Raw genomic sequence first — 18,424 nt, 5'->3', positions numbered from 1 at the left:
GGATGTGCCTCCTGTGCAGCGTGCGGCGGTTGAGCGGCGATCGAACGGTGACCGACACCCGGTGTGGGAACGTGCACACACAGGGACGGCGTTGCAGATCCAACATAAGCGCACAGGAACAACCATTGACAAGTGTCCGGAAAGTTTCTCTACTGTGAACGCTCACAGAGCATGGCCGGTCTGCCGCATCCATGGCGGAGACCTTCGTCAGGGGAGTAACACCATGCAATTCACGACGCGACGACGCCTCGTGGCCACGTCCCTCACCATCGCACTGGGCACGACCGGCCTCGCGGCCTGCGGCTCGGGCGACGACGACTCGGAGGCCGGCGGGCCCGTCTCGCTCACCTACTGGGCCTGGGCACCGGGGATGGACAAGGTGGCCGACATCTGGAACGCCACCGAGGGCAAGAAGGCGCAGATCAAGGTCACGGTGAAGAAGCAGGCGTCCGGCGACGACCTGGTCACCAAGATCATCACCGCGGCCAAGGCCAAGAAGGCCCCGGATCTGGTGCAGGCCGAGTACCAGGCGCTTCCCACCCTGGTCAGCAATGATGTCCTGGCGGACATATCCGGCGAGGTCAAGGACGCCGAGAGCGCGTTCGCCCCGGGCGTCTGGCAGCAGACCACGCTCGGTACGGACGCGGTGTACGCGGTGCCGCAGGACTCCGGGCCGATGATGTTCTACTACCGCCAGGACCTCTTCAAGAAGTACAAGCTCACCGTGCCCACCACCTGGGACGAGTTCGCGGCGACCGCGCGCGCCCTGAAGAAGCAGGACCCCTCCAAGGCCCTCACCACGTTCTCCAGCAACGACTCCGGGCTCTTCGCCGGACTCGCGCAGCAGGCGGGCGCCAAGTGGTGGACGACCGAGGGCGAGTCCTGGAAGGTCGGGATCGACGACGCGGCCACGAAGAAGGTCGCGGAGTTCTGGGGCGGTCTGGTCAAGGACGGCTCCATCGACAACCAGCCCATGTACACCCCGTCCTGGAACAAGGCGCTCAACACCGGCAAGCAGATCGCGTGGGTCAGCGCCGTCTGGGCCCCCGGCACCCTGACCACCGCCGCGCCGCAGACCAAGGGCAAGTGGGCCATGGCGCCGCTGCCGCAGTGGAACAAGGGCGAGCGGAAGACCGGCAGCTGGGGCGGCTCCTCCACCGCCGTCACCAACGACTCGGCCCACAAGAAGGCCGCGGCGCGGTTCGCCGCCTGGCTGAACACGGACAGCGCCGCCCTGGCCGCGCTGGTGAAGGAGGGCGGGATCTACCCGGCCGCGACCGCCGCGCAGACGGGCGGCGCGCTGAGCACCGCGCCCGAGTACTTCTCGAACCAGCCGGACTTCTTCACCACGGCCGCCGACGTCGCGAAGACCGCGGCGCCCTCCGCGTGGGGACCGAACGTGAACGTCGCGTACACCGAGTTCCGTGACTCCTTCGCCCAGGCCGCCAAGAACAAGTCGGACTTCACCGCCGCGCTGACCGCCATGCAGCGGGCCACGGTCGCCGACCTCAAGAAGCAGGGCTTCGAGGTCACCGGCTGATGTCCACCGAGACGAGCCCGGCGCGCGGCCCCCGCCGCGCGCCGGGCGCCCCCGAGACCACCGGTGCCACCTCGTCCCGCCCCGCGCGCGGTCGCGCCGGGCGCCGGGTGCGCAACGCCCCGTACGCCTTCCTGCTGCCCGCCGTCACCCTGTTCGCGCTGTTCTTCGCCCTCCCCATCGGCTACGCGCTCTTCCTGAGTCTGCGGAAGGTCGAGGTCAAGGGGCTGGGGCTGGGCAAGGGCGCGCGCAGCGAGGTCTGGGCGGGGCTCTCCAACTACACGGACGCCCTGTCCGACTCCGAGCTGCTCGCCAGCGCCGTACGGGTGCTGGGGTACGGGGCGATCGTGGTGCCCTGCATGCTCGGGCTCGCGCTCGTCCTCGCGCTGATGCTGGACGCGGAGCGCACCCGGCTGAGCGGCTTCTCACGGCTCGCGATCTTCCTGCCGTACGCGGTGCCCGGGGTGATCGCGGCGCTGATGTGGGGCTTCCTGTACCTGCCCGACGTCAGCCCGTTCTACTACCTGCTCGACAAGGGCGGACTGCCGCAGCCCGATCTGCTCGACGGCGGACCGCTGTTCGTGGCCCTGGCCAACATCGCCCTGTGGGGCGGCACCGGCTTCAACATGATCGTGATCTATACGTCGCTGCGCTCGATCCCGGCCGAGATCTACGAGGCGGCCCGGCTCGACGGCGCCTCGCAGCTCCAGACGGCGCTGCGGATCAAGATCCCGATCGTGGCGCCCTCGCTCGTGCTGACCTTCTTCTTCTCGATCATCGCGACGCTCCAGGTGTTCAGTGAGCCCACCACCCTCAAGCCGCTGACCAACTCGCTGTCCACGACCTGGTCACCGCTGATGAAGGTGTATCAGGACGCCTTCATCAAGAACGACATCTACTCGGCGGCGGCCACCTCCGTGGTCATCGCCGTCGTGACCCTCGCGCTGTCCTTCGGCTTCCTCAAGACCGTCGGCTCCCGTTCGAACCAGGGAGAGACCCCGTGACCGCTGTCACCACCCGCCGTACCGCGCCCGCGGCCGGCACCACCCCCGGAACGGCGCAGGGGCCGCCGCGCCGCGCTCCCCGGGACGCGCGCCGGATCGCCTGGGTGCCCACCGCGGCGCTGCTGATCGGCGCCGCGTACTGCCTGCTGCCGGTGGCCTGGATCGTGGTGGCCGCCACCAAGTCCGGCCGTGAGCTGTTCTCCACCTTCACCTTCCTGCCCGGTACGGGATTCACCGACAACATCGCCGACCTGTCCGCGTACCGCGACGGGGTGTACTGGCGGTGGATGGCCAACTCCCTGTTCTACGCGGGGTTCGGCGCGCTGCTCTCGACGGCCGTCTCGGCGCTCAGCGGCTACGCGCTGGCGGTCTACCGCTTCCGGGGCCGCGAGACGATCTTCAACGTGCTGCTCGCCGGGGTGCTGATGCCGCCGGTGATCCTCGCCGTACCGCAGTATCTGCTGATGGCGAAGGCCGACATGGCCGACAGCTATCTGTCCGTGCTGCTGCCGCTGATCCTCTCCCCGTACGGCGTCTATCTCGCCCGGATCTACGCGGCGGCCTCCGTGCCGGCCGATGTGGTCGAGGCGGGCCGGATGGACGGCGGCGGTGAATGGCGGATCTTCCGGTCGGTGGCGCTGCCGATGATGCTGCCGGGGCTGGTGACGGTGTTCCTGTTCCAGTTCGTCGCGGTGTGGAACAACTTCCTGCTCCCGTACATCATGCTCGGTGACGACCAGAAGTTCCCGGTCACCCTCGGGCTGTACACACTCCTCCAGCAGGGCGCCAACACCCCGGCCCTCTACACTCTGGTGATCACCGGCGCGCTGCTCGCGGTGGTGCCGCTGATCGCGCTGTTCCTGGTCATCCAGCGCTTCTGGAGTCTGGATCTGCTGTCCGGGGCCGTAAAGTCCTGACGCGTGACGCGACAGCGACGATCATGAAAGAACGACAGGTATGAGCCGCACGGGCAGCAACGGCCGGCGCAAGCCGCCCACGATTCACGATGTGGCACGGGAGGCCGGGGTCTCCCGCGGCACCGTCTCACGGGTACTCAACGGCGGCCACTATGTGAGCCCGGCGGCGCAGGAGGCCGTCAACGCGGCGATCCGCAGGACCGGTTACGTGGTCAACCGGCACGCGCGCAGCCTCATCACGGGCCGGTCGGACTCGGTGGCGTTCGTGCTCACCGAGCCGCAGGAGCGGTTCTTCGAGGACCCCAACTTCAATGTGCTGTTGCGGGGTTGTACGCAGGCGCTGGCCGCCCACGACATCCCGCTGCTGCTGATGATCGCGGGCACGAAGGACGAACGGCGCCGGATCGCCCGGTACATCACCTCGGGCCATGTGGACGGGGTGCTGCTGGTCTCCAGCCACTCCGGCGATCCGGTCGCCGAGCAACTGCGCGCGGCACGCGTGCCGTTGGTGGCCTGTGGCAAGCCGCTCGGTCAGAGTCCGAAGGTCAGTTACGTCTCGGCGGACGACCGGGACGGCGCGCGGGAGATGGTGCGCCATCTGGTACGGACCGGCCGCCGCCGGATCGCGACGGTGACCGGTCCGCTGGACACCCCCGGAGGCACCGAGCGGCTGGCGGGCTACCGCGAGATCCTCGCCGAGTCCGGCCTGGCGGCCGACGAGCGGCTCATCGCCTCCGGGGACTACAGCAGGGCGAGCGGTGAGTCGTGCGCCGCCGAGCTGCTGCGGCGCGTCCCGGATCTCGACGCGGTGTTCGTCGCGTCCGACCTGATGGCGCAGGGCGTGCTCACGGCGCTCCAGGACGCGGGACGCCGGGTGCCGGAGGACGTCTCGGTGGGCGGCTTCGACGACTCCCCGGCGGCGCTGGACACCCGCCCGGCGCTCACCACGATCCGTCAGCCGTGGGACCGGATCAGCGCGGAGATGGTACGGGTGCTGCTCGCGCAGATCGGCGGGGAGGAGACCTCCACGGTGACGCTCCCGACGGAGCTGGTGGTCCGTGACTCGGCGTAGGAGCACGGGTGGGGTGCGCGGCGCTCCGGCTCCGCCCCCCGATTGCCGGTCGGTCTAAGCTGGCCGGATGAGCACCGAGTTGCGGGACAGGCTGCGGGAGATCCAGGACGCCCTCGGCGTCGTCGACGGCCCCGGGGGCGTCGAGCGGGCCGGTGACCTCGGGGCGCACGCGGAGGAGATCGACCGGTGCGCGGCGGAGCTGACGGCCGACGGCGAGGAGCCCGGTGAGGCGGCCGAGCGGCTCGTGGGGGCGGCGAAGGCGGTGCGCCGGGCGGCGAAGGCGGCGGAGAGGTACCGCGTCAACCCGCTCACCCGGGACTTCTCGCAGGGGCGGTTCGCGCTCGCCACCGGGCAGGCGCGGGTCCGGCTCGGCGGCGCGATCGACGTACTGGACGGGGTCCCGGACGCGCTGCCGGAGGTCTCGTAGGACCGGCCGCAGGGCCGGTCAGGGCCGTTCCGGCAGCCGGTGACCGCACCGGCCGCAGAACCTCGCGTCGCTCTCCTGCGCGAGCCGCCCGCACTCGGCGCACACCCGGCCGCGTCGGCGGGACGGTCCGCCGCCCTCGGTGGAGCGCACACCGGACCCCGCACCGGAGACGGACAGCCCCGGGCGGCGCGGGTGGGCGGTCAGATAGACGAGGCCGCTGTCGCCCGCGCTCAGGGAGCGGTACGAGGTCCTGGGTAACCAGACCACCGTGTGCGGGGTGAGCCGCTGACGGCCGTCCGGCGTGCCGAGGTAGCCGTCGCCGTCGAGGACGACCAGCAGGACGTCGAGCACGTCGTCGCTGTGCTCGGCCACTCCCCCGCCCGGCGACAGCCTGACAACGTTGGCATCCAGACCGCGTCCCGGTTCCGCCAGTCTCCACAGGGCGCCCTGCTGTTCCGGGGCCGAACGGGCGAGTTGCTCGTCCAGGGTCATGAGGACGGTGGCGGTAGCGGGCGGCGTCATGGACGCGTGCCTCCTGAGGATGTGCGATGGACAGCATGTCGATCGTACGGCCCGTCGCGCCTTCGTTTCACCACAGGACGGCCCCCCGCGCGCCGTCCCCCCTACCCGGTGGCCGACGCGCGCCGCCAGGCCGAATCACGCAGCAGGCGAAGGCCGTTGAGGCCGACCAGGACGGTGGAGCCCTCGTGGCCGGCGACGCCGAGCGGCAGGGGCAGCTGTCCGGCGAGGTCCCAGACGACCAGCGCGCCGATGCAGACCGAGGCGATGACGAGGTTCTGCACCACGAGGCGGCGGGCGCGGCGGGAGAGGGCGACGACGGCCGGGACCGTGGCCAGTTCGTCGCGCACGACGACCGCGTCGGCCGTCTCCAGCGCCAGGTCGGAGCCGGCCCGGCCGAGGGCGATGCCGCTGTGCGCGGCGGCGAGCGCGGGCGCGTCGTTGACGCCGTCGCCCACCACCAGCGTCCGGTCGCCCGCCTCCTCCCACTCCCGTACGGCGGCGGCCTTGTCCTCGGGCAGCAGCCCCGCGCGGACGTCGCCGATGCCGACCTCCTCGGCGAGCCGGCCGGCGGCCCGCTCGTTGTCGCCGGTGAGCAGGGTGGGGGCGGTGCCGGTGAGGCGGCCGAGCGCGGCGACCGCGTCGGCGGCTCCGGGGCGCAGCCGGTCGGCCAGGGCGAGCACGGCGGCCGGAGCGCCGTCGACGAGGACCACGACGGCCGTGCGCCCGGCGTCCTCGGCGCGTGCCACCGCCGTACGGACCGGGCCGCCGTCTGCTCCCAGCAGCGCGGCCGGACTGCCGACCCGCACCTCCCGGCCGCCGACCAGCGCCCGGACGCCCCGGCCCGGCGCGGAGGAGAACTCCCCGGCGGGGGACAGCCGCACGCCCCGTTCCCCGGCGAGGGCCACCACCGCGCGAGCCAGCGGGTGTTCGCTGGAGTGCTCGGCGGAGGCGGCCAGCGCCAGGACCTCTTCCTCGGTCCACTGCCCGCCCGCGCCGGGTACGGCGGGCAGCGGCATCACGTCGGTGACCCGGGGCGAACCCTCGGTCAGGGTGCCGGTCTTGTCCAGCGCCACCCGGTTCACCGCGCCGAGCCGTTCCATCACGACCGCCGACTTGACCAGGACCCCGTGGCGCCCGGCGTTGGCGATCGCGGAGAGCAGCGGGGGCATCGTGGCCAGGACCACCGCGCACGGCGAGGCGACGATCATGAAGGTCATGGCGCGCAGCAGCGTCGCGGTGAAGTCCGCACCGAAGGCGAGCGGCAGGCCGAACAGCGCCAGGGTGGCGACCACGACACCGGCCGAGTAGCGCTGTTCGACCTTCTCGATGAACAGCTGTGTGGGCGCCTTCGTGCCGCTCGCCTCGGCGACCATCTCCACGATCCGGGCGATGACCGACTCGGAGGCGTCCTTGTCCACCCGTACGCGCAGCGCGCCCGTGCCGTTGAGCGTCCCGGCGAACACCGGGTCGCCGGGCGTCCTGGTGACCGGCAGCGGCTCGCCTGTGATGGTCGCCTGGTCCACGTCACTGGCGCCGTCGACCACGGTGCCGTCGGCGGGCAGCCGCTCCCCCGGCCGTACGAGGACGAGGTCACCGACCGCGAGATCCGCGAGGTGGACGGTCTCCTCGCCGCTCTCCGCGAGCCGTACGGCCGTGGCGGGCGCCAGGTCGAGCAGGCCGCGCACCGAATCCTCGGTGCGCCGGGTCGCCAGCGCCTCCAGCGCGCCCGAGACGGCGAAGATGACGATGAGCAGGCCGCCGTCGAGGAACTGTCCGATCGCCGCCGCCCCGATCGCGGCGACCACCATCAGCAGGTCGACATCGAGTGTCCGCTCGCGCAGCGCCCGCAGTCCGGCCCAGCCCGGCTCCCATCCCCCGGCGGCGTAGCAGAGCGCGTACAGCGGTCCCCAGGTCCAGCCGGGGGCACCGGTCAGATCGAGCGGGAAGGCGAGGACGAAGGCGAGCGCGGAGACTGCGGCCCAGCGCACCTCGGGCAGCGCGAACAGCCGGGTCCGGCGCGGCGGCGGCAGCGCGGTCCGGGGGCGCGACGCGACCCCTTCGTCCCGTTCACCCTTTTCGTTCTGTTCGCCGAGCACGGGAAGAGCCATCGGAGCACACCTCTTGGTCGGGGGGCAGCGCGAACGCGCTCCCGCCCACCATAGCGGAATACATGAAGAGGTCTTCACGTGTTTGTGGATATACGATGAGCGCATGGGACACGGAGTCGATGAACGCGCCACGCCGACCGGACATCTCGACGCGGACTCCGCCGCCACGATCGCCGCGACACTCCAGGCGCTGGCGACGCCCTCCCGGCTGATGATCCTCACGCGCCTGCGGCAGAGCCCGTGCGGCGTGACCGAACTGGCCGGGGCCGTGGCCATGGAGCAGTCCGCCGTCTCGCACCAGCTGCGGCTGCTGCGCGCGCTGGGGCTGGTGACCGGGGCCCGGCAGGGCAGGCGGATCGTCTACAGCCTGTACGACACCCATGTCGCACAGCTCCTCGACGAAGCCGTCTACCACATCGAGCATCTGCGCCTGGGCGCCCGCGACCTGCCCGACCGCGCGGAGGACGAGCACGACGCGTAGCGGCGCCGGGGATCCATCGCGTCGCGCGGGAACACACCGCCTCGATCCGGAATAGTGCGGGCAGACCGGCATTTCGTGAACGGAGCCCCGCCATTCCCCGCGCACCGCACCCCTTACCGCACTCTTTTCCGTACTCCTCACCGCCCTTCGCACCGGCTTTCGCACCATCCTTGGCGCCGCTCCCGACGACGGCGCCCCCGCCCGCGCAACAGTCCGCACCCGCCGCCCGGCGGCGCGCCTTCGCGCCGGTCCTGGTCACCATGGCGCCCGTCGCCCTGGCCCTGGTGCTCGGGCTGTGGGGGATCCGGCGCGAGGACACCCTGTGGGGCGACGAGGCCGTCACCTACGAGGTGGCGCACCGGACCCTGCCGGAGATCTGGCGCACGCTCGGCCACGTCGACGCGGTGCACGGGCTCTACTACCTGTGTCTGCACGGGGTGTTCGGGGTGTGGGACGGCGGACTGGCCGCGCTGCGGCTGCCGTCGGTGCTCGCGGTGGCGGCGGGCGCCGCCGGAATCGCGCTGCTGGGGCGGACACTCGCGGGGCCGCGCGCCGGGCTGCTGGCCGGGCTGGTCTTCCCGCTGATCCCCGCCGTACAGCGATACGCGCAGGAAGGCCGCTCGTACGCGCTGGTGTGCGCCCTCGTCATCTGGACGACATGGCTGCTGACGGCGGCGGTGGGCAGGCCGCGCGGGCGCCGGTGGGCCGCGTACGCCGCCGTCATACTGACCGCCTGTCTGCTGCACGAGTTCGCGCTGCTGACCCTGCTCGCCCACGGCGTGACGGTGTTCAGGTCCGGACCGGCGCGCCCGGTCACCCGTGGGTGGAGCGTGGCCGCGGGGGTGGTGGTCGTGGGCACACTGCCGCTCGCGGTCTTCAGCACCACCCAGTCGTCGCAGGTCAACTGGATCGGCGCACCCGGCGCGCGGCACACGCTCGGCTTCGCGGCGGTCGCACTGATCGGCCTGTTGTGCGCGCGTACGCCGCCCCGTACCGCAGCGGCGGTGGCGAAAGTCCCGCCACCGCCGCTGCGGCTGGGCACGCTCGCGCTGCCGCTGCTGATCCTGCCGACCGCGCTGCTGATGGCGCTGACTCCACTGCGGGCGCTGTACGTCGAGCGGTACGTCCTGTCGTACACCGCGGCGCTGGCCCTGCTTCTCGGCGCCGCGCTCGACGGGGTGTGGCGGCGCGCGGGGGACGGGGACGGCGCACGCGGGGCGCGACTTCACGGGTACGCGGTGACAGCGGGGGCCGGGCTGCTCGTCGTGCTGGCGCTGGTCCCGGTGGGCACACACCTGCGCACTCCGCAGAGTCGGCAGAACGATGCCACCGCCATCGCGCGCGCGGTGCGGGAGAGCGCGCGACCGGGCGACGGGCTGATCTTCACGCCCGCGCGGCGGCGGGTGTGGACGCTGGCCCGGCCACAGGAGTTCCGGGGGCTCTCGGATCTCGCCCTGGACCGCTCCCCCGTCGCCTCGGACACCCTGCACGGTACGGAGTTGACGCCGGGCGCGGTCCGGGCCCGGATGCTGGCCGCCCGGAGGATCGTCGTGGTCCATGACGTGGCCGGTGAGCCGCTGGAGGCGACGGACCGGGAGAACGTCAAACGATCGACCCTCCGGGCGGACTTCGAGCGGTGCGGCACCCGGCGGGTGACGCGGGCTCAGATCACGCTCTACGCCCGCCCGGGAGCGTGCTGACCCCCGGGACCATCAGCGGGGCGCCCCGACTCCCCCTCGTGACGGGTCACTTGGCGTACAGCAGTGTGCCGAAGCCCAGTTGGTCGAAGCCGCCGCTGTTCGGCCCGTAGTCACCGCCGCCGCCCTCGGGACGGACGCTCTCGGCGATGGCGGTGATGTACGGGACGGAGAGGTTGCGGCGCCTGGCGTAGTGGTAGTGGAGGATGTCCCACACGGGCCTGGCCTGGCCGCGGCTGTCCGCGGAGATGGCGGTGTGTTCCTGGTAGGCGCAGCTCTGGCCGGTGCCCCAGGTGTACTTGGTCCAGGGCACGTCCTGGCCGAGGTTGTACTTGGCGACGTACTGGGCCGCCTTCATGAAGCGGTTGTTGTCGTAGCCGTACAGGTCGTCACCCTGGTTCCAGGCCATCTCGCAGAAGGCGCCCATCTGGCCCATGCCCATCATGGTGTGGCCCTGGTCCCGGCCGGACTCCTGCCACTGGGCCAGGCCCTGGCTCTCGTACACGAAGGGGACGGCCTTCTGGATCGCGCCGTTGCCCGCGCCGTTCTTGAAGTAGTTGACGGCCTGGTCGTACTTGCCCGCGTCGTCGTTGAGGATCCCGATCGCCAGGATCGAGTTCATGTTGCACAGGTCCCAGTTGGCCCAGTAGTTGGTGATGCAGGCGCCGTTGTGCTCCGTCAGGAACTGGTTGTTCAGCGGGTAGAAGACGTTCACCATCATCCGCCGGAACCGGTCGAGGTCGAAGCCGGAGTAGCCACGCATCAGTTCGGCGGCCTGCGCGAACTGGTAGCCGTAGATCCCGGCGGCGAGGAACCGGTCGGCGTTGCCGGTGACCGTGGTGAGCGTGGCCGACCAGGCGTTGAGGATGTTCCGGGCCGTGTCGCCGTGGGCGGTGGTGCCGCCGATCTGCCAGCGCAGGGCGTTCTGGTAGGCCGCGTGGATGTCGTTGTAGAGCGTTCCGTAGTTCTCGCCGGTGCCGCCGCGGATGATGGTGGCCTGGGGATTGGGCTGCCATCCCGACTGGGCGTGCGAGTTGGCGGTCAGCCGGTTCCAGCCGGCCAGCCAGGGGTCGTTGCCGGCCGCCACACGTACCTTGGCGCGGTTGAGTTCGCCGGACGCGTTCAGCATGCCGGGGTGGGTGAAGGTGGCCGGGGCTGCCTGGGCGGAGCCGGCGACGACGGAGGTGGCGAGGCCACCCGCCGCCCCGGCGACGGCGAGCCCGCCGGCGGCCCTGAGCAGGCCGCGGCGGGACATGGCGTGGGTGATGTTGCGGCTCATGGAGATCTCACTCCCGGAGAACGAGCACCGTGGGGGGCGCGTGGTTGGGGGGGGATGGCGGAGAGACGTACGGGGATGGAAACCGGTCCCTATGCTGCGGGCAGATGAACGTCATGTCTCCGGCCCGAACCGAATGCGAAACTTTCGGTCCGTCCCACCTCGTCGATTCGATTCTCGGCGACGAGAAGGCAGTTGCCGCTCCTTCTCGTTCGCCGTACGGCCGACCCGTTGCGCGCCACGGGGGACGGCATCCCGCCGCCCCCCGCAGAAATCGGTTGCTCACACGTCAGTGGTCCGCCCCGAAGACGAGACGGGCGAACTCGGGCCGCCACCGCACGTATTCGATGACCGCGCCGTCGGGATTCCTCGCGTAGAAGCCGTGGCCGCTCGCGCTCTCGAAGTACGGCACGGTCAGCTCGGCCCCCAGCGCCACGACGGCCTCCCTGGTCGCGTCGAGATCGTCGACGATCAGCGGTCCGATCGTGTGGCGGTAGGGGGCGAGCGCCTCGTCGGTGCCCGCCACCACGCAGAAGTCGCCGATGGCGGCGATCTCCAGGTCCTGGAAGGTGACGCGGAAGTCGGGTTCGGCGCCGACCAGTTCACGCAGCACGGGCAGCGAGTCGTCGACGGAGCGGGTGAATACCCGGGCATAGGTCTTGAGGATCATGTGGGCTCTCCTTGGGGATCGGTTCCCAGTCCACAGGAGCCGGACGGTGTCATCCACCGGGATATCTCACAACACCGTCCGCGATACCCTCCGGGTATCGCGGCGCCCGGTGTGGACGTCCCGGTGCGGACGTAGGGTCGCGGTGTGGAAGCACGTCATATGCGGTACGCGCTCGCCCTGGCCGAGCACCAGCACTTCGGACGGGCCGCGGCGGCCGTCGGCATCGCGCAGCCGCCGCTCTCCAAACAGATCGCGGCGCTGGAGCGGGAGCTGGGCGCCCGGCTGTTCGACCGTACGCCGGGCGGTGTGTTTCCGACGGCCGCGGGCGAGGCGTTCCTCGCGCGGGCCCGCCGGGCGCTGGCCGAGATGTCGGCGGCGGCGAGCGACGCGGGCCGGGCCGCCCGGGGCGAGACGGGCCGGCTGCGGCTCGGGTTCATCGGTTCGGCCCTGCTGGAGCTGCTGCCCTCCGTACTGGGGCGGTTCCTCGGCGACCATCCCGATGTACGGCCGGTCCTGCGCGAGATGTCGTCGGCGCCGGGCGCCGCGTCGCTGATCGCGGGCGACCTGGATGTGTACATCGGCCGGGGCGCGCCCCGTGGGGCGGGCGCCGAGGATCTCGTGTCGGTCACCGTGGGCCGGGACCCGCTGGTCGCTGTGGTCGGCGCCGGCCATCCCTACGCGGGCCAGCGGCGGGTGGGGGCGGAGCAGCTCAGGGAGCAGCGGCTGATCGTGACGGCCGCGGACGACGAGCCGGCCACCTTCGCCGGGCTCCGGGCGCTGCTGGGGGACGACGCGCCCGCGCTGCGCGGGGCGACCGAGGCGCGGGACGTGCACACCATCATCGGGCTGGCCGCGTGCGGGGCGGGGGTGGGGCTCGGCCCGGCGTGCATGCGGGTGGCGGCCCGCCCGGACACCTGGTTCTGCGAGGTGAGTCCACGGGTGGAACTGCCCGCGCTGGTCATGTCGTTCCGCGCGAGCGACCGCTCCCCCGTACTGGCGGCGTTCCTGGAGGTGACCCGTGCGCTGTGCCCGCATGTGGGCGGTTCACTGGACCGGCTGCTCGGTCCCGAAGGGCCGCTCGGCGGGACGCGCTGACGCGCGCGGCCCGGTTCGGTGACGGGGCCGTGAGCTCGCGAGGCCGTCTCCCGGGGGCCGGGCCGTGGCCGGTCAGGTGTCGGCGTCGAGTACCGCGGTCGCGGCGCGGCGGGCGTGGCGGGCGGCATCCGGCCCCATGATCGAGGACAACACCATCGCCCCCTCGGTCAGCAGTTGGATCTGCTCAGCGACACCGCGGGGGTCGGTGCGGTCCGCCGCCAGATCTGCCAGATAGTCGCCGAGCAGGCGCTTGTGTTCGCGCACCGCCTCGGCGACCAGGGCGTCGGCCGGGCCGCAGTGCGCTCCGGCTTCGACCCAGGCGTTGGTGAAGGCGCAGCCGCGGTGTTCCGGGGCGTCGATCGTCTCCCGCAGATGGCCGAAGACGGCGAGCAGCCGCGCCGTGGAGGTCGCCGGCGCCGGGGCGGCCCGGTCGACGTACTCGGCGAGCTCCGCGCGCAGCCGCCGGCCCCGGGCGGTCAGGTAGGCGGCCACCAAGTGCTGCTTGGACGGGAAGAGCTTGTAGAGCTTGGCCAAGGACACCCCCGCCCGGTCGCGGACTTCGTCGATCCCGACCGCATGGATTCCCCGCCCGTAGTACAGCTCCTCGGCGGCCGCCAGCACGCGGGACCGCGCCTCTTGCTGTTCCATCCCAGGTAACCCCCGATCGGTTCATGCCGTCCGGCCATGCCGTCCAGAACGCGCGTTTCAGCGTACCCGCCGCGAGCGCACCGGCCCCCTGGCCGGAAGGTCGGTCGCACCTGCCGTTCCCCAGTGACGCGCGTCACCTGTACCGCATCCCCGCTTCCCATCCGAGAACGCGCGTTCTAGAGTCTGCGGGCAAGCGCAGAACGCACGTTCTAGGTGTGCTGGTCGCATCCGCGCGCTCGCCCGGAATCCTCCTCGGCCGACCGGCTGCCGGATTCACCTCGCAGACATCACAGGAGTCACCATGCGCATACGACGCCTCGGCTGGGCCGGCTTAGAGATCGAGCACGCCGGCCAGTACCTGCTCATCGACGCCGTCCAGAACAACTCACCGCTGTTCTCCGACGAACCGTTCCCCCTCCCGTCCGCACCCGGCGGCACCGCCGCGGCCCTGGTCACCCACCTCCACCTCGATCACGCCGACCCGGTGACGATCGGCGCGGCGCTGGCCGAGGGAGCGCCCGTCTTCCGGCCCGAGCCCGCCCGGGGAACCGACCACGATCGGACGTGGACCGCCGAAGCGGAGGCGCTCTTCATCGAGCGGGGCATCCGGACCCACGTGCTCCGCCTCTGGGAAGAGCAGCGCGTGGGGCCGTTCCACATCATCGCGGGACCCGCGATCGACGGACTGGGCTGCCCGCAGTGCTGCTGGATCGTCGAGTGCGACGGCGTACGCGTCATCCACGCCGGGGACACCCTGTTCCACGGATACTGGTGGTCGATCGCGAACCGTGTCGGCCCCATCGACTTCGCGTTCCTGCCGATCAACGGAGCCGTCGTGGACGTACCCCACCTACAGCCCCCCAGCCCGCTCAACGCCAGCATGACTCCGGAGCAGGCCGCCGTCGCGGCCCACATCCTGGGCGCCCGGACGGCCGTTCCGATCCACTACGGCTCCATACACAAGCCACCGGTCTACCGCGAGACCCCGCGTGCCGTCGCCCGTTTCGTCGAGCAGTGCGACGAGCTGGGTGTGACCTCATCGGTCAGGGCGAACGGTGACTGGTTCACCTCCAGCGACAGTCCCTTGCCGCCACAGGTCCTCCAACGCCCCTGAGGGGAAGCCGATGTACGTCGCGATGGTGCGGCACTACCCCGTGAAATCGATGCTCGGCGGCTCCCTGCCCGCTGCCCGGCTGGGGCCGGGCGGGGTCGAACACGATCGGGCACTGGCCGTGCTCGACACCGGGACCGGGCTCGTCGCCACCGCCAAGCATCCCCGCCTGTGGCGAGGGCTTCTGGCCTTCACCGCGACGGTCCGCGGCGACGACGTCCTGATCACCTCGCCGCAGGGGTGGAGCGCCGAGGCCGGCGATCCCCGGATCGACGGGCTGCTGTCGGACGCCTTGGGCAGATCCGTCCGGCTGACGCGCGACCGGCCGTCGGCGGCGTCCGTCGAACGAACGGATCCCGAGGACGTACTGGCCCTCGGTGTCGACGCGCGGGTGGCCGCGCCGACGCTACGGATCGGGCAGGGTTCTCCCGGTTCGACCTTCGTCGACTACGCCCCCGTCCACGTCATCACCACAGCCACGCTGGAACACGTGGGCGCCGAACTCGTCCGCTACCGCCCCAACATCGTCGTCGAGACGCCTCCGGGCACACCGGCGTTCGTCGAGAACGACTGGGTGGGAAAGGAACTGCGCATCGGCCGGGAAAGGCCGGTCGTCCTGCGCGTCACCCTGCCGACCCCCCCGGTGCGCGGTTCCCACACTGGAACACGGCCCGCTCCCGCGCGCCCCGCACGCCGTACGGACCCTGATGACGGCGAACCGGGTGGATGTCCCGGGCTTCGGCGTGCTCCCCTGCGCCGGCGGTTACGCGGAAGTCGTCCACAGCGGAGTGATCAGAACCCGCGACAGGGTCGCGCTCCACTAGGGTCTTCCGTTGCGAACCGGCCGAGCGCCCGCGGCAGCATCTGATGTCACCGTTGACGCCGGGGCCTTGGGGAGGACCGCCGACCACACGGCGCACACCCTAGGGTCGCGGCGTCGGCCAGGTCTCCGGCCGCCAGATGCCCGACCTGGTGAGCGAGGCGGGGCAGTGCCGGAAGATCTCGTCGATCTCGATGAACAGGGCCAGCAGGGGGCGTTGCCCCTTGAGTGTCATCGTGTCGAAGAACGGCGCGTCGGTGAGGATCTGGGCCCTGCCGTTGACCCGCAGGACTTCCTTGCCGCCGGGGACGAGATGGAGGAGGCCGACGTGCGGGTTGTCCAGGATGTTGTGGAAGCTGTCGGCCCGGCGGTTGCCCGGGCGGTCCGGGATCGCGAGGGTGCGGTCGTCGAGGGCGTGCACGAATCCGGGTACGTCGCCGCGCGGTGAGGCGTCGCAGTTGCCCCGGCTGTCCGAGGTGGACAGCAGGCAGAACGGGGAGCGGGACAGCAGTTCCAGATCGTCGGCGATCAGCCGCGCGCGGACCTTGTCGATGACGATCGGATGCGGCTGGCCGAGCAGGTCCCGCAGCTCCGTGGCGGACCCGAGCCTGCGGTGGCCCGTACGCTCCGCGGTCGCGGTGGGGTCGGTGGTCGCGGCGCTGGTCACGGTGTTTCTCCCGGATGGGGGTGGCACTACGGTGTTCCGTGAATGTTAGGCTCACCTTACTTTATGACCTGAATCCTATGACCTGAATCAAGGGTTCCGCGAGCGGTCGGCCGCGCGCGGGGAGGCACAGTGAGGGCACTTCAGATGCACCGTGGTGGCACGCTCCACACGAAGGCCCGCCTGACGTGACGACACACGAGGCCCCGCCCGGCGCGACCACACCGTCGCCGGTGGACGCGCCGCCACGCAAGGAGGCCGGGCGTCCGGTGCACGGCCGCCCGTTGCTCGCCCTGGGACTGGTGACGGCCCTGGTGGCGCTGGTGGCGGTGGCCTGGGCGAGTCTCCTGTTCGGTTCCGGGGACGTCACCGCGGGCGATGTCCTGCACGGCCTGTTCGATCCCGATCTGTCCGTCAAGGGTCAGCTGGTCGTGCGGGAGGAACGTATTCCGCGCACGGTCGCCGGCCTGATGACGGGCGCGGCGCTGGGGCTGGCCGGTGCGGTCATGCAGGGCGTCGCGCGCAATCCGCTGGCCGATCCCGGCATCCTCGGCGTCAACGCCGGTGCCTCGGTGGCCGTGGTGTTCTGTATCGGGGTGCTGGGTCTGACGGAGCCGGGTCAGTACATCTGGTTCGGTTTCCTCGGCGCGCTCCTCGCGGCCGTGCTGGTCTACAGCATCGGGTCGCTGGGCCGGGAGGGCGCGACGCCGGTGAAGCTCGCGCTGGCCGGTGCCGCGACGAGTGCCATCCTCGGGTCGCTGACGACCGCGATGCTGCTCAGGGACCGCATGCTCTTCGACCGCTTCCGCTTCTGGAAGGTCGGTTCGCTGTCGGGCCGGGACGCCGATCTGCTCTGGCAGGCGCTGCCGTTCATCGTGGTGGGCGTGGTCTTCGCGATGGGGCTGGGGCCGCGGCTCAACGCCCTGTCGATGGGCGACGACATCGCGCGGGCGCTGGGTCAGCGGGTCGGGTCGGCCCGGCTCGCGGCGGCGGCCTCGGTGGTGGTGCTGTGCGGCACGGCCACGGCGATCGCCGGGCCGATCGGCTTCGTCGGGCTGATCGTGGCGCACGCCGCCCGGCTGATCACCGGCCCCGACTACCGCTGGATCCTGCCGTACAGCGTGCTTCTCGCGCCGATCCTGATCCTGTTCTCCGACATCGTGGGACGGTTCATCCTCCAGCCGGGTGAAGTGCAGGTCGGGATCGTGACGGCGGTCGTCGGCGCCGTGCCGTTCGTCATCCTGGTCCGTCGTCGCAAGCAGGTGGAGTTGTGAGGGAAGGAACGGCGGAGCGTCCCGCCGCGGCGGAGCACGCCCCCGGGGACGAGCGGCTGGCCGGTGCCGTACGGAATGTCGTACGGGTACGCCGGGCCGGCCGGGCCCGGTCCACCGCGGTCTCCCTCGCGCTGTCCGCCGCCGTGTTCGGCGCGGTGTGTCTGGCGCTGTCCTACGGCGATCTGATTATCCCGGTCCGCGATGTGATCGCCACGCTCGCGGGCGGCGGTGACGCGGGGACACAATTCGTCGTCCTCGAACTGCGGCTGCCCCGCGCGCTGATCGGCATGCTGGTCGGGGCGGCCTTCGGTCTGTCGGGGGCGGTGTTCCAGACGCTGCTGCGCAATCCGCTGGCGAGCCCGGACGTGATCGGCATCAGCGCGGGCGCCAGCGCCGCGGCGGTGCTGGCCGGGGTGACGTTCGGGGCGAGCGGCTTCGCGCTGTCCGCCTCGGCCGTCGTCGGGGCCCTGCTGGCCGCCGCGGCGATCTACGCGCTGGCCTGGCGCCAGGGCGTCGCCGGATACCGGCTCGTGCTGGTCGGTATCGGTATGGGCGCGGCGCTGTCCAGCGTGATCTCGCATTTGCTGACGAGTTCGGACGTGTCCGTCGCGCAGAACGCGCTGGCGTGGCTGACGGGCAGCCTCAACGGCCGGTCGTGGAAGCAGTTCTGGCCGCTGCTGGGCGCCCTCGTCGTGCTCGTGCCGTTGACGTTCGCGGCGGCGCGGTCGCTGCGGGCGCTGCAACTGGGCGACGAGACCGCGATGGGGCTCGGCAGCCGGGTGGAGCGCGGGCGGCTGGCGCTGATCGGCTGCGCGGTGGCGCTGGCGGGTGTGGCGACGGGCGCGGCGGGCCCGGTGACGTTCGTGGCGTTCGTGGCCGCGCCGATCGCCCGGCGGCTGGTGCCGCGTCAGGGTGCCGCCCTGCTGCCCGCGGCGCTGACCGGGGCCCTGATCGTGCTGCTCGCGGACTTCGCGGCACAGCATCTGCTGGGCTCCACCCAGTTCCCGGTGGGTGTGGTGACGAGTGTGATCGGCGCCCCCTATCTGCTGTGGCTGCTGGCCGGCGCGAACCGGGTGGGCAAAGGCGGATGACTGATGGAAA

18 protein-coding genes are annotated in these 18,424 nt (G+C 71.7%); 12 read left to right on the top strand and 6 right to left on the bottom strand.

All coding sequences use genetic code 11. The features are described from left to right. The first annotated feature begins 223 nt into the window (after positions 1-223). The 5 genes from OG627_RS33430 to OG627_RS33410 all read left to right on the top strand — a co-directional run bounded on the left by OG627_RS33430 (position 224) and on the right by OG627_RS33410 (position 4,957). The gene (locus OG627_RS33430) at positions 224-1,540 is read left to right on the top strand and encodes an ABC transporter substrate-binding protein (RefSeq protein WP_329071607.1); all 1,317 of its coding nucleotides are present in this window, start codon (positions 224-226) and stop codon (positions 1,538-1,540) included. After that, on the top strand, positions 1,540-2,541 hold the full coding sequence (locus OG627_RS33425; protein WP_329071604.1) for a carbohydrate ABC transporter permease: 1,002 nt from the start codon (positions 1,540-1,542) through the stop codon (positions 2,539-2,541). Before OG627_RS33430 ends, OG627_RS33425 begins: the two co-directional genes overlap by 1 nt. Further along, positions 2,538-3,458 carry a carbohydrate ABC transporter permease gene (locus OG627_RS33420; protein WP_329071603.1) on the top strand — a complete coding sequence of 307 codons (921 nt, stop codon included), beginning with the start codon at positions 2,538-2,540 and terminating at the stop codon, positions 3,456-3,458. Before OG627_RS33425 ends, OG627_RS33420 begins: the two co-directional genes overlap by 4 nt. A 40-nt stretch (positions 3,459-3,498) precedes the next feature. Then, the gene (locus tag OG627_RS33415) at positions 3,499-4,530 is read left to right on the top strand and encodes a LacI family DNA-binding transcriptional regulator (RefSeq protein WP_329071601.1); all 1,032 of its coding nucleotides are present in this window, start codon (positions 3,499-3,501) and stop codon (positions 4,528-4,530) included. 67 nt (positions 4,531-4,597) lie between these two features. Beyond that, complete coding sequence (locus OG627_RS33410; RefSeq protein WP_329071599.1) at positions 4,598-4,957, top strand: hypothetical protein; 360 nt, start codon at positions 4,598-4,600, stop codon at positions 4,955-4,957. An 18-nt stretch (positions 4,958-4,975) separates the two neighbouring features. On the opposite strand, the gene OG627_RS33405 is transcribed toward OG627_RS33410, so the two are convergent. Together OG627_RS33405 and OG627_RS33400 are read right to left on the bottom strand one after the other, a co-directional pair. Continuing rightward, on the bottom strand, positions 4,976-5,479 hold the full coding sequence (locus tag OG627_RS33405) for a zinc ribbon domain-containing protein (RefSeq protein ID WP_329071597.1): 504 nt from the start codon (positions 5,477-5,479) through the stop codon (positions 4,976-4,978). A gap of 101 nt (positions 5,480-5,580) precedes the next feature. Beyond that, complete coding sequence (locus tag OG627_RS33400) at positions 5,581-7,587, bottom strand: heavy metal translocating P-type ATPase (RefSeq protein ID WP_329071595.1); 2,007 nt, start codon at positions 7,585-7,587, stop codon at positions 5,581-5,583. Positions 7,588-7,690: 103 nt separating this feature from the next. Between OG627_RS33400 and OG627_RS33395 the strand changes: the two genes are divergently transcribed. Both OG627_RS33395 and OG627_RS33390 read left to right on the top strand, forming a co-directional pair. Next, entirely contained in the window at positions 7,691-8,068 is a 378-nt protein-coding gene (locus tag OG627_RS33395) for an ArsR/SmtB family transcription factor (RefSeq protein ID WP_329071594.1), read from the top strand. Positions 8,069-8,238: 170 nt separating this feature from the next. Next, complete coding sequence (locus tag OG627_RS33390; RefSeq protein WP_329071593.1) at positions 8,239-9,768, top strand: glycosyltransferase family 39 protein; 1,530 nt, start codon at positions 8,239-8,241, stop codon at positions 9,766-9,768. Positions 9,769-9,814: 46 nt separating this feature from the next. Here OG627_RS33390 and OG627_RS33385 read toward each other — a convergent pair whose 3' ends face one another. Together OG627_RS33385 and OG627_RS33380 are read right to left on the bottom strand one after the other, a co-directional pair. Beyond that, the gene (locus OG627_RS33385) at positions 9,815-11,044 is read right to left on the bottom strand and encodes an alginate lyase family protein (protein WP_329071591.1); all 1,230 of its coding nucleotides are present in this window, start codon (positions 11,042-11,044) and stop codon (positions 9,815-9,817) included. Between the two features lie 286 nt (positions 11,045-11,330). Continuing rightward, complete coding sequence (locus OG627_RS33380; RefSeq protein WP_329071589.1) at positions 11,331-11,711, bottom strand: VOC family protein; 381 nt, start codon at positions 11,709-11,711, stop codon at positions 11,331-11,333. A gap of 144 nt (positions 11,712-11,855) precedes the next feature. On the opposite strand from OG627_RS33380, the gene OG627_RS33375 reads away from it, so the two are divergent. After that, complete coding sequence (locus tag OG627_RS33375) at positions 11,856-12,806, top strand: LysR family transcriptional regulator (protein WP_329071587.1); 951 nt, start codon at positions 11,856-11,858, stop codon at positions 12,804-12,806. 72 nt (positions 12,807-12,878) lie between these two features. Here OG627_RS33375 and OG627_RS33370 read toward each other — a convergent pair whose 3' ends face one another. Further along, a complete protein-coding gene (locus tag OG627_RS33370; protein WP_329071585.1) occupies positions 12,879-13,454 on the bottom strand; it encodes a TetR/AcrR family transcriptional regulator in 576 nt (191 codons plus the stop codon). 301 nt (positions 13,455-13,755) lie between these two features. Here OG627_RS33370 and OG627_RS33365 point away from each other — a divergent pair, with 301 nt between their 5' ends. Both OG627_RS33365 and OG627_RS33360 read left to right on the top strand, forming a co-directional pair. Continuing rightward, on the top strand, positions 13,756-14,568 hold the full coding sequence (locus tag OG627_RS33365; protein ID WP_329071584.1) for an MBL fold metallo-hydrolase: 813 nt from the start codon (positions 13,756-13,758) through the stop codon (positions 14,566-14,568). A gap of 10 nt (positions 14,569-14,578) precedes the next feature. Next, complete coding sequence (locus OG627_RS33360; RefSeq protein WP_329071583.1) at positions 14,579-15,433, top strand: MOSC N-terminal beta barrel domain-containing protein; 855 nt, start codon at positions 14,579-14,581, stop codon at positions 15,431-15,433. Between the two features lie 55 nt (positions 15,434-15,488). Here OG627_RS33360 and OG627_RS33355 read toward each other — a convergent pair whose 3' ends face one another. After that, positions 15,489-16,052: an MSMEG_1061 family FMN-dependent PPOX-type flavoprotein gene (locus OG627_RS33355; protein WP_329071581.1), complete on the bottom strand. Its 564-nt coding sequence runs from the start codon at positions 16,050-16,052 to the stop codon at positions 15,489-15,491. A gap of 230 nt (positions 16,053-16,282) precedes the next feature. Here OG627_RS33355 and OG627_RS33350 point away from each other — a divergent pair, with 230 nt between their 5' ends. Together OG627_RS33350 and OG627_RS33345 are read left to right on the top strand one after the other, a co-directional pair. Continuing rightward, complete coding sequence (locus OG627_RS33350) at positions 16,283-17,323, top strand: FecCD family ABC transporter permease (protein ID WP_329073171.1); 1,041 nt, start codon at positions 16,283-16,285, stop codon at positions 17,321-17,323. Beyond that, positions 17,320-18,414 (top strand): FecCD family ABC transporter permease, encoded by a 1,095-nt coding sequence (locus tag OG627_RS33345; RefSeq protein ID WP_443073589.1) that lies wholly within the window; start codon positions 17,320-17,322, stop codon positions 18,412-18,414. The genes OG627_RS33350 and OG627_RS33345 overlap by 4 nt, the downstream gene beginning before the upstream one ends. Positions 18,415-18,424: the final 10 nt, after the last annotated feature.

Origin of the sequence: Streptomyces sp. NBC_01429, from assembly GCF_036231945.1 — a bacterium.
In the GTDB taxonomy this organism is placed as follows: domain Bacteria; phylum Actinomycetota; class Actinomycetes; order Streptomycetales; family Streptomycetaceae; genus Streptomyces.
Note: the sequence above shows the minus strand (reverse complement) of the source record. Positions and strands in the feature narration are given on the sequence as shown.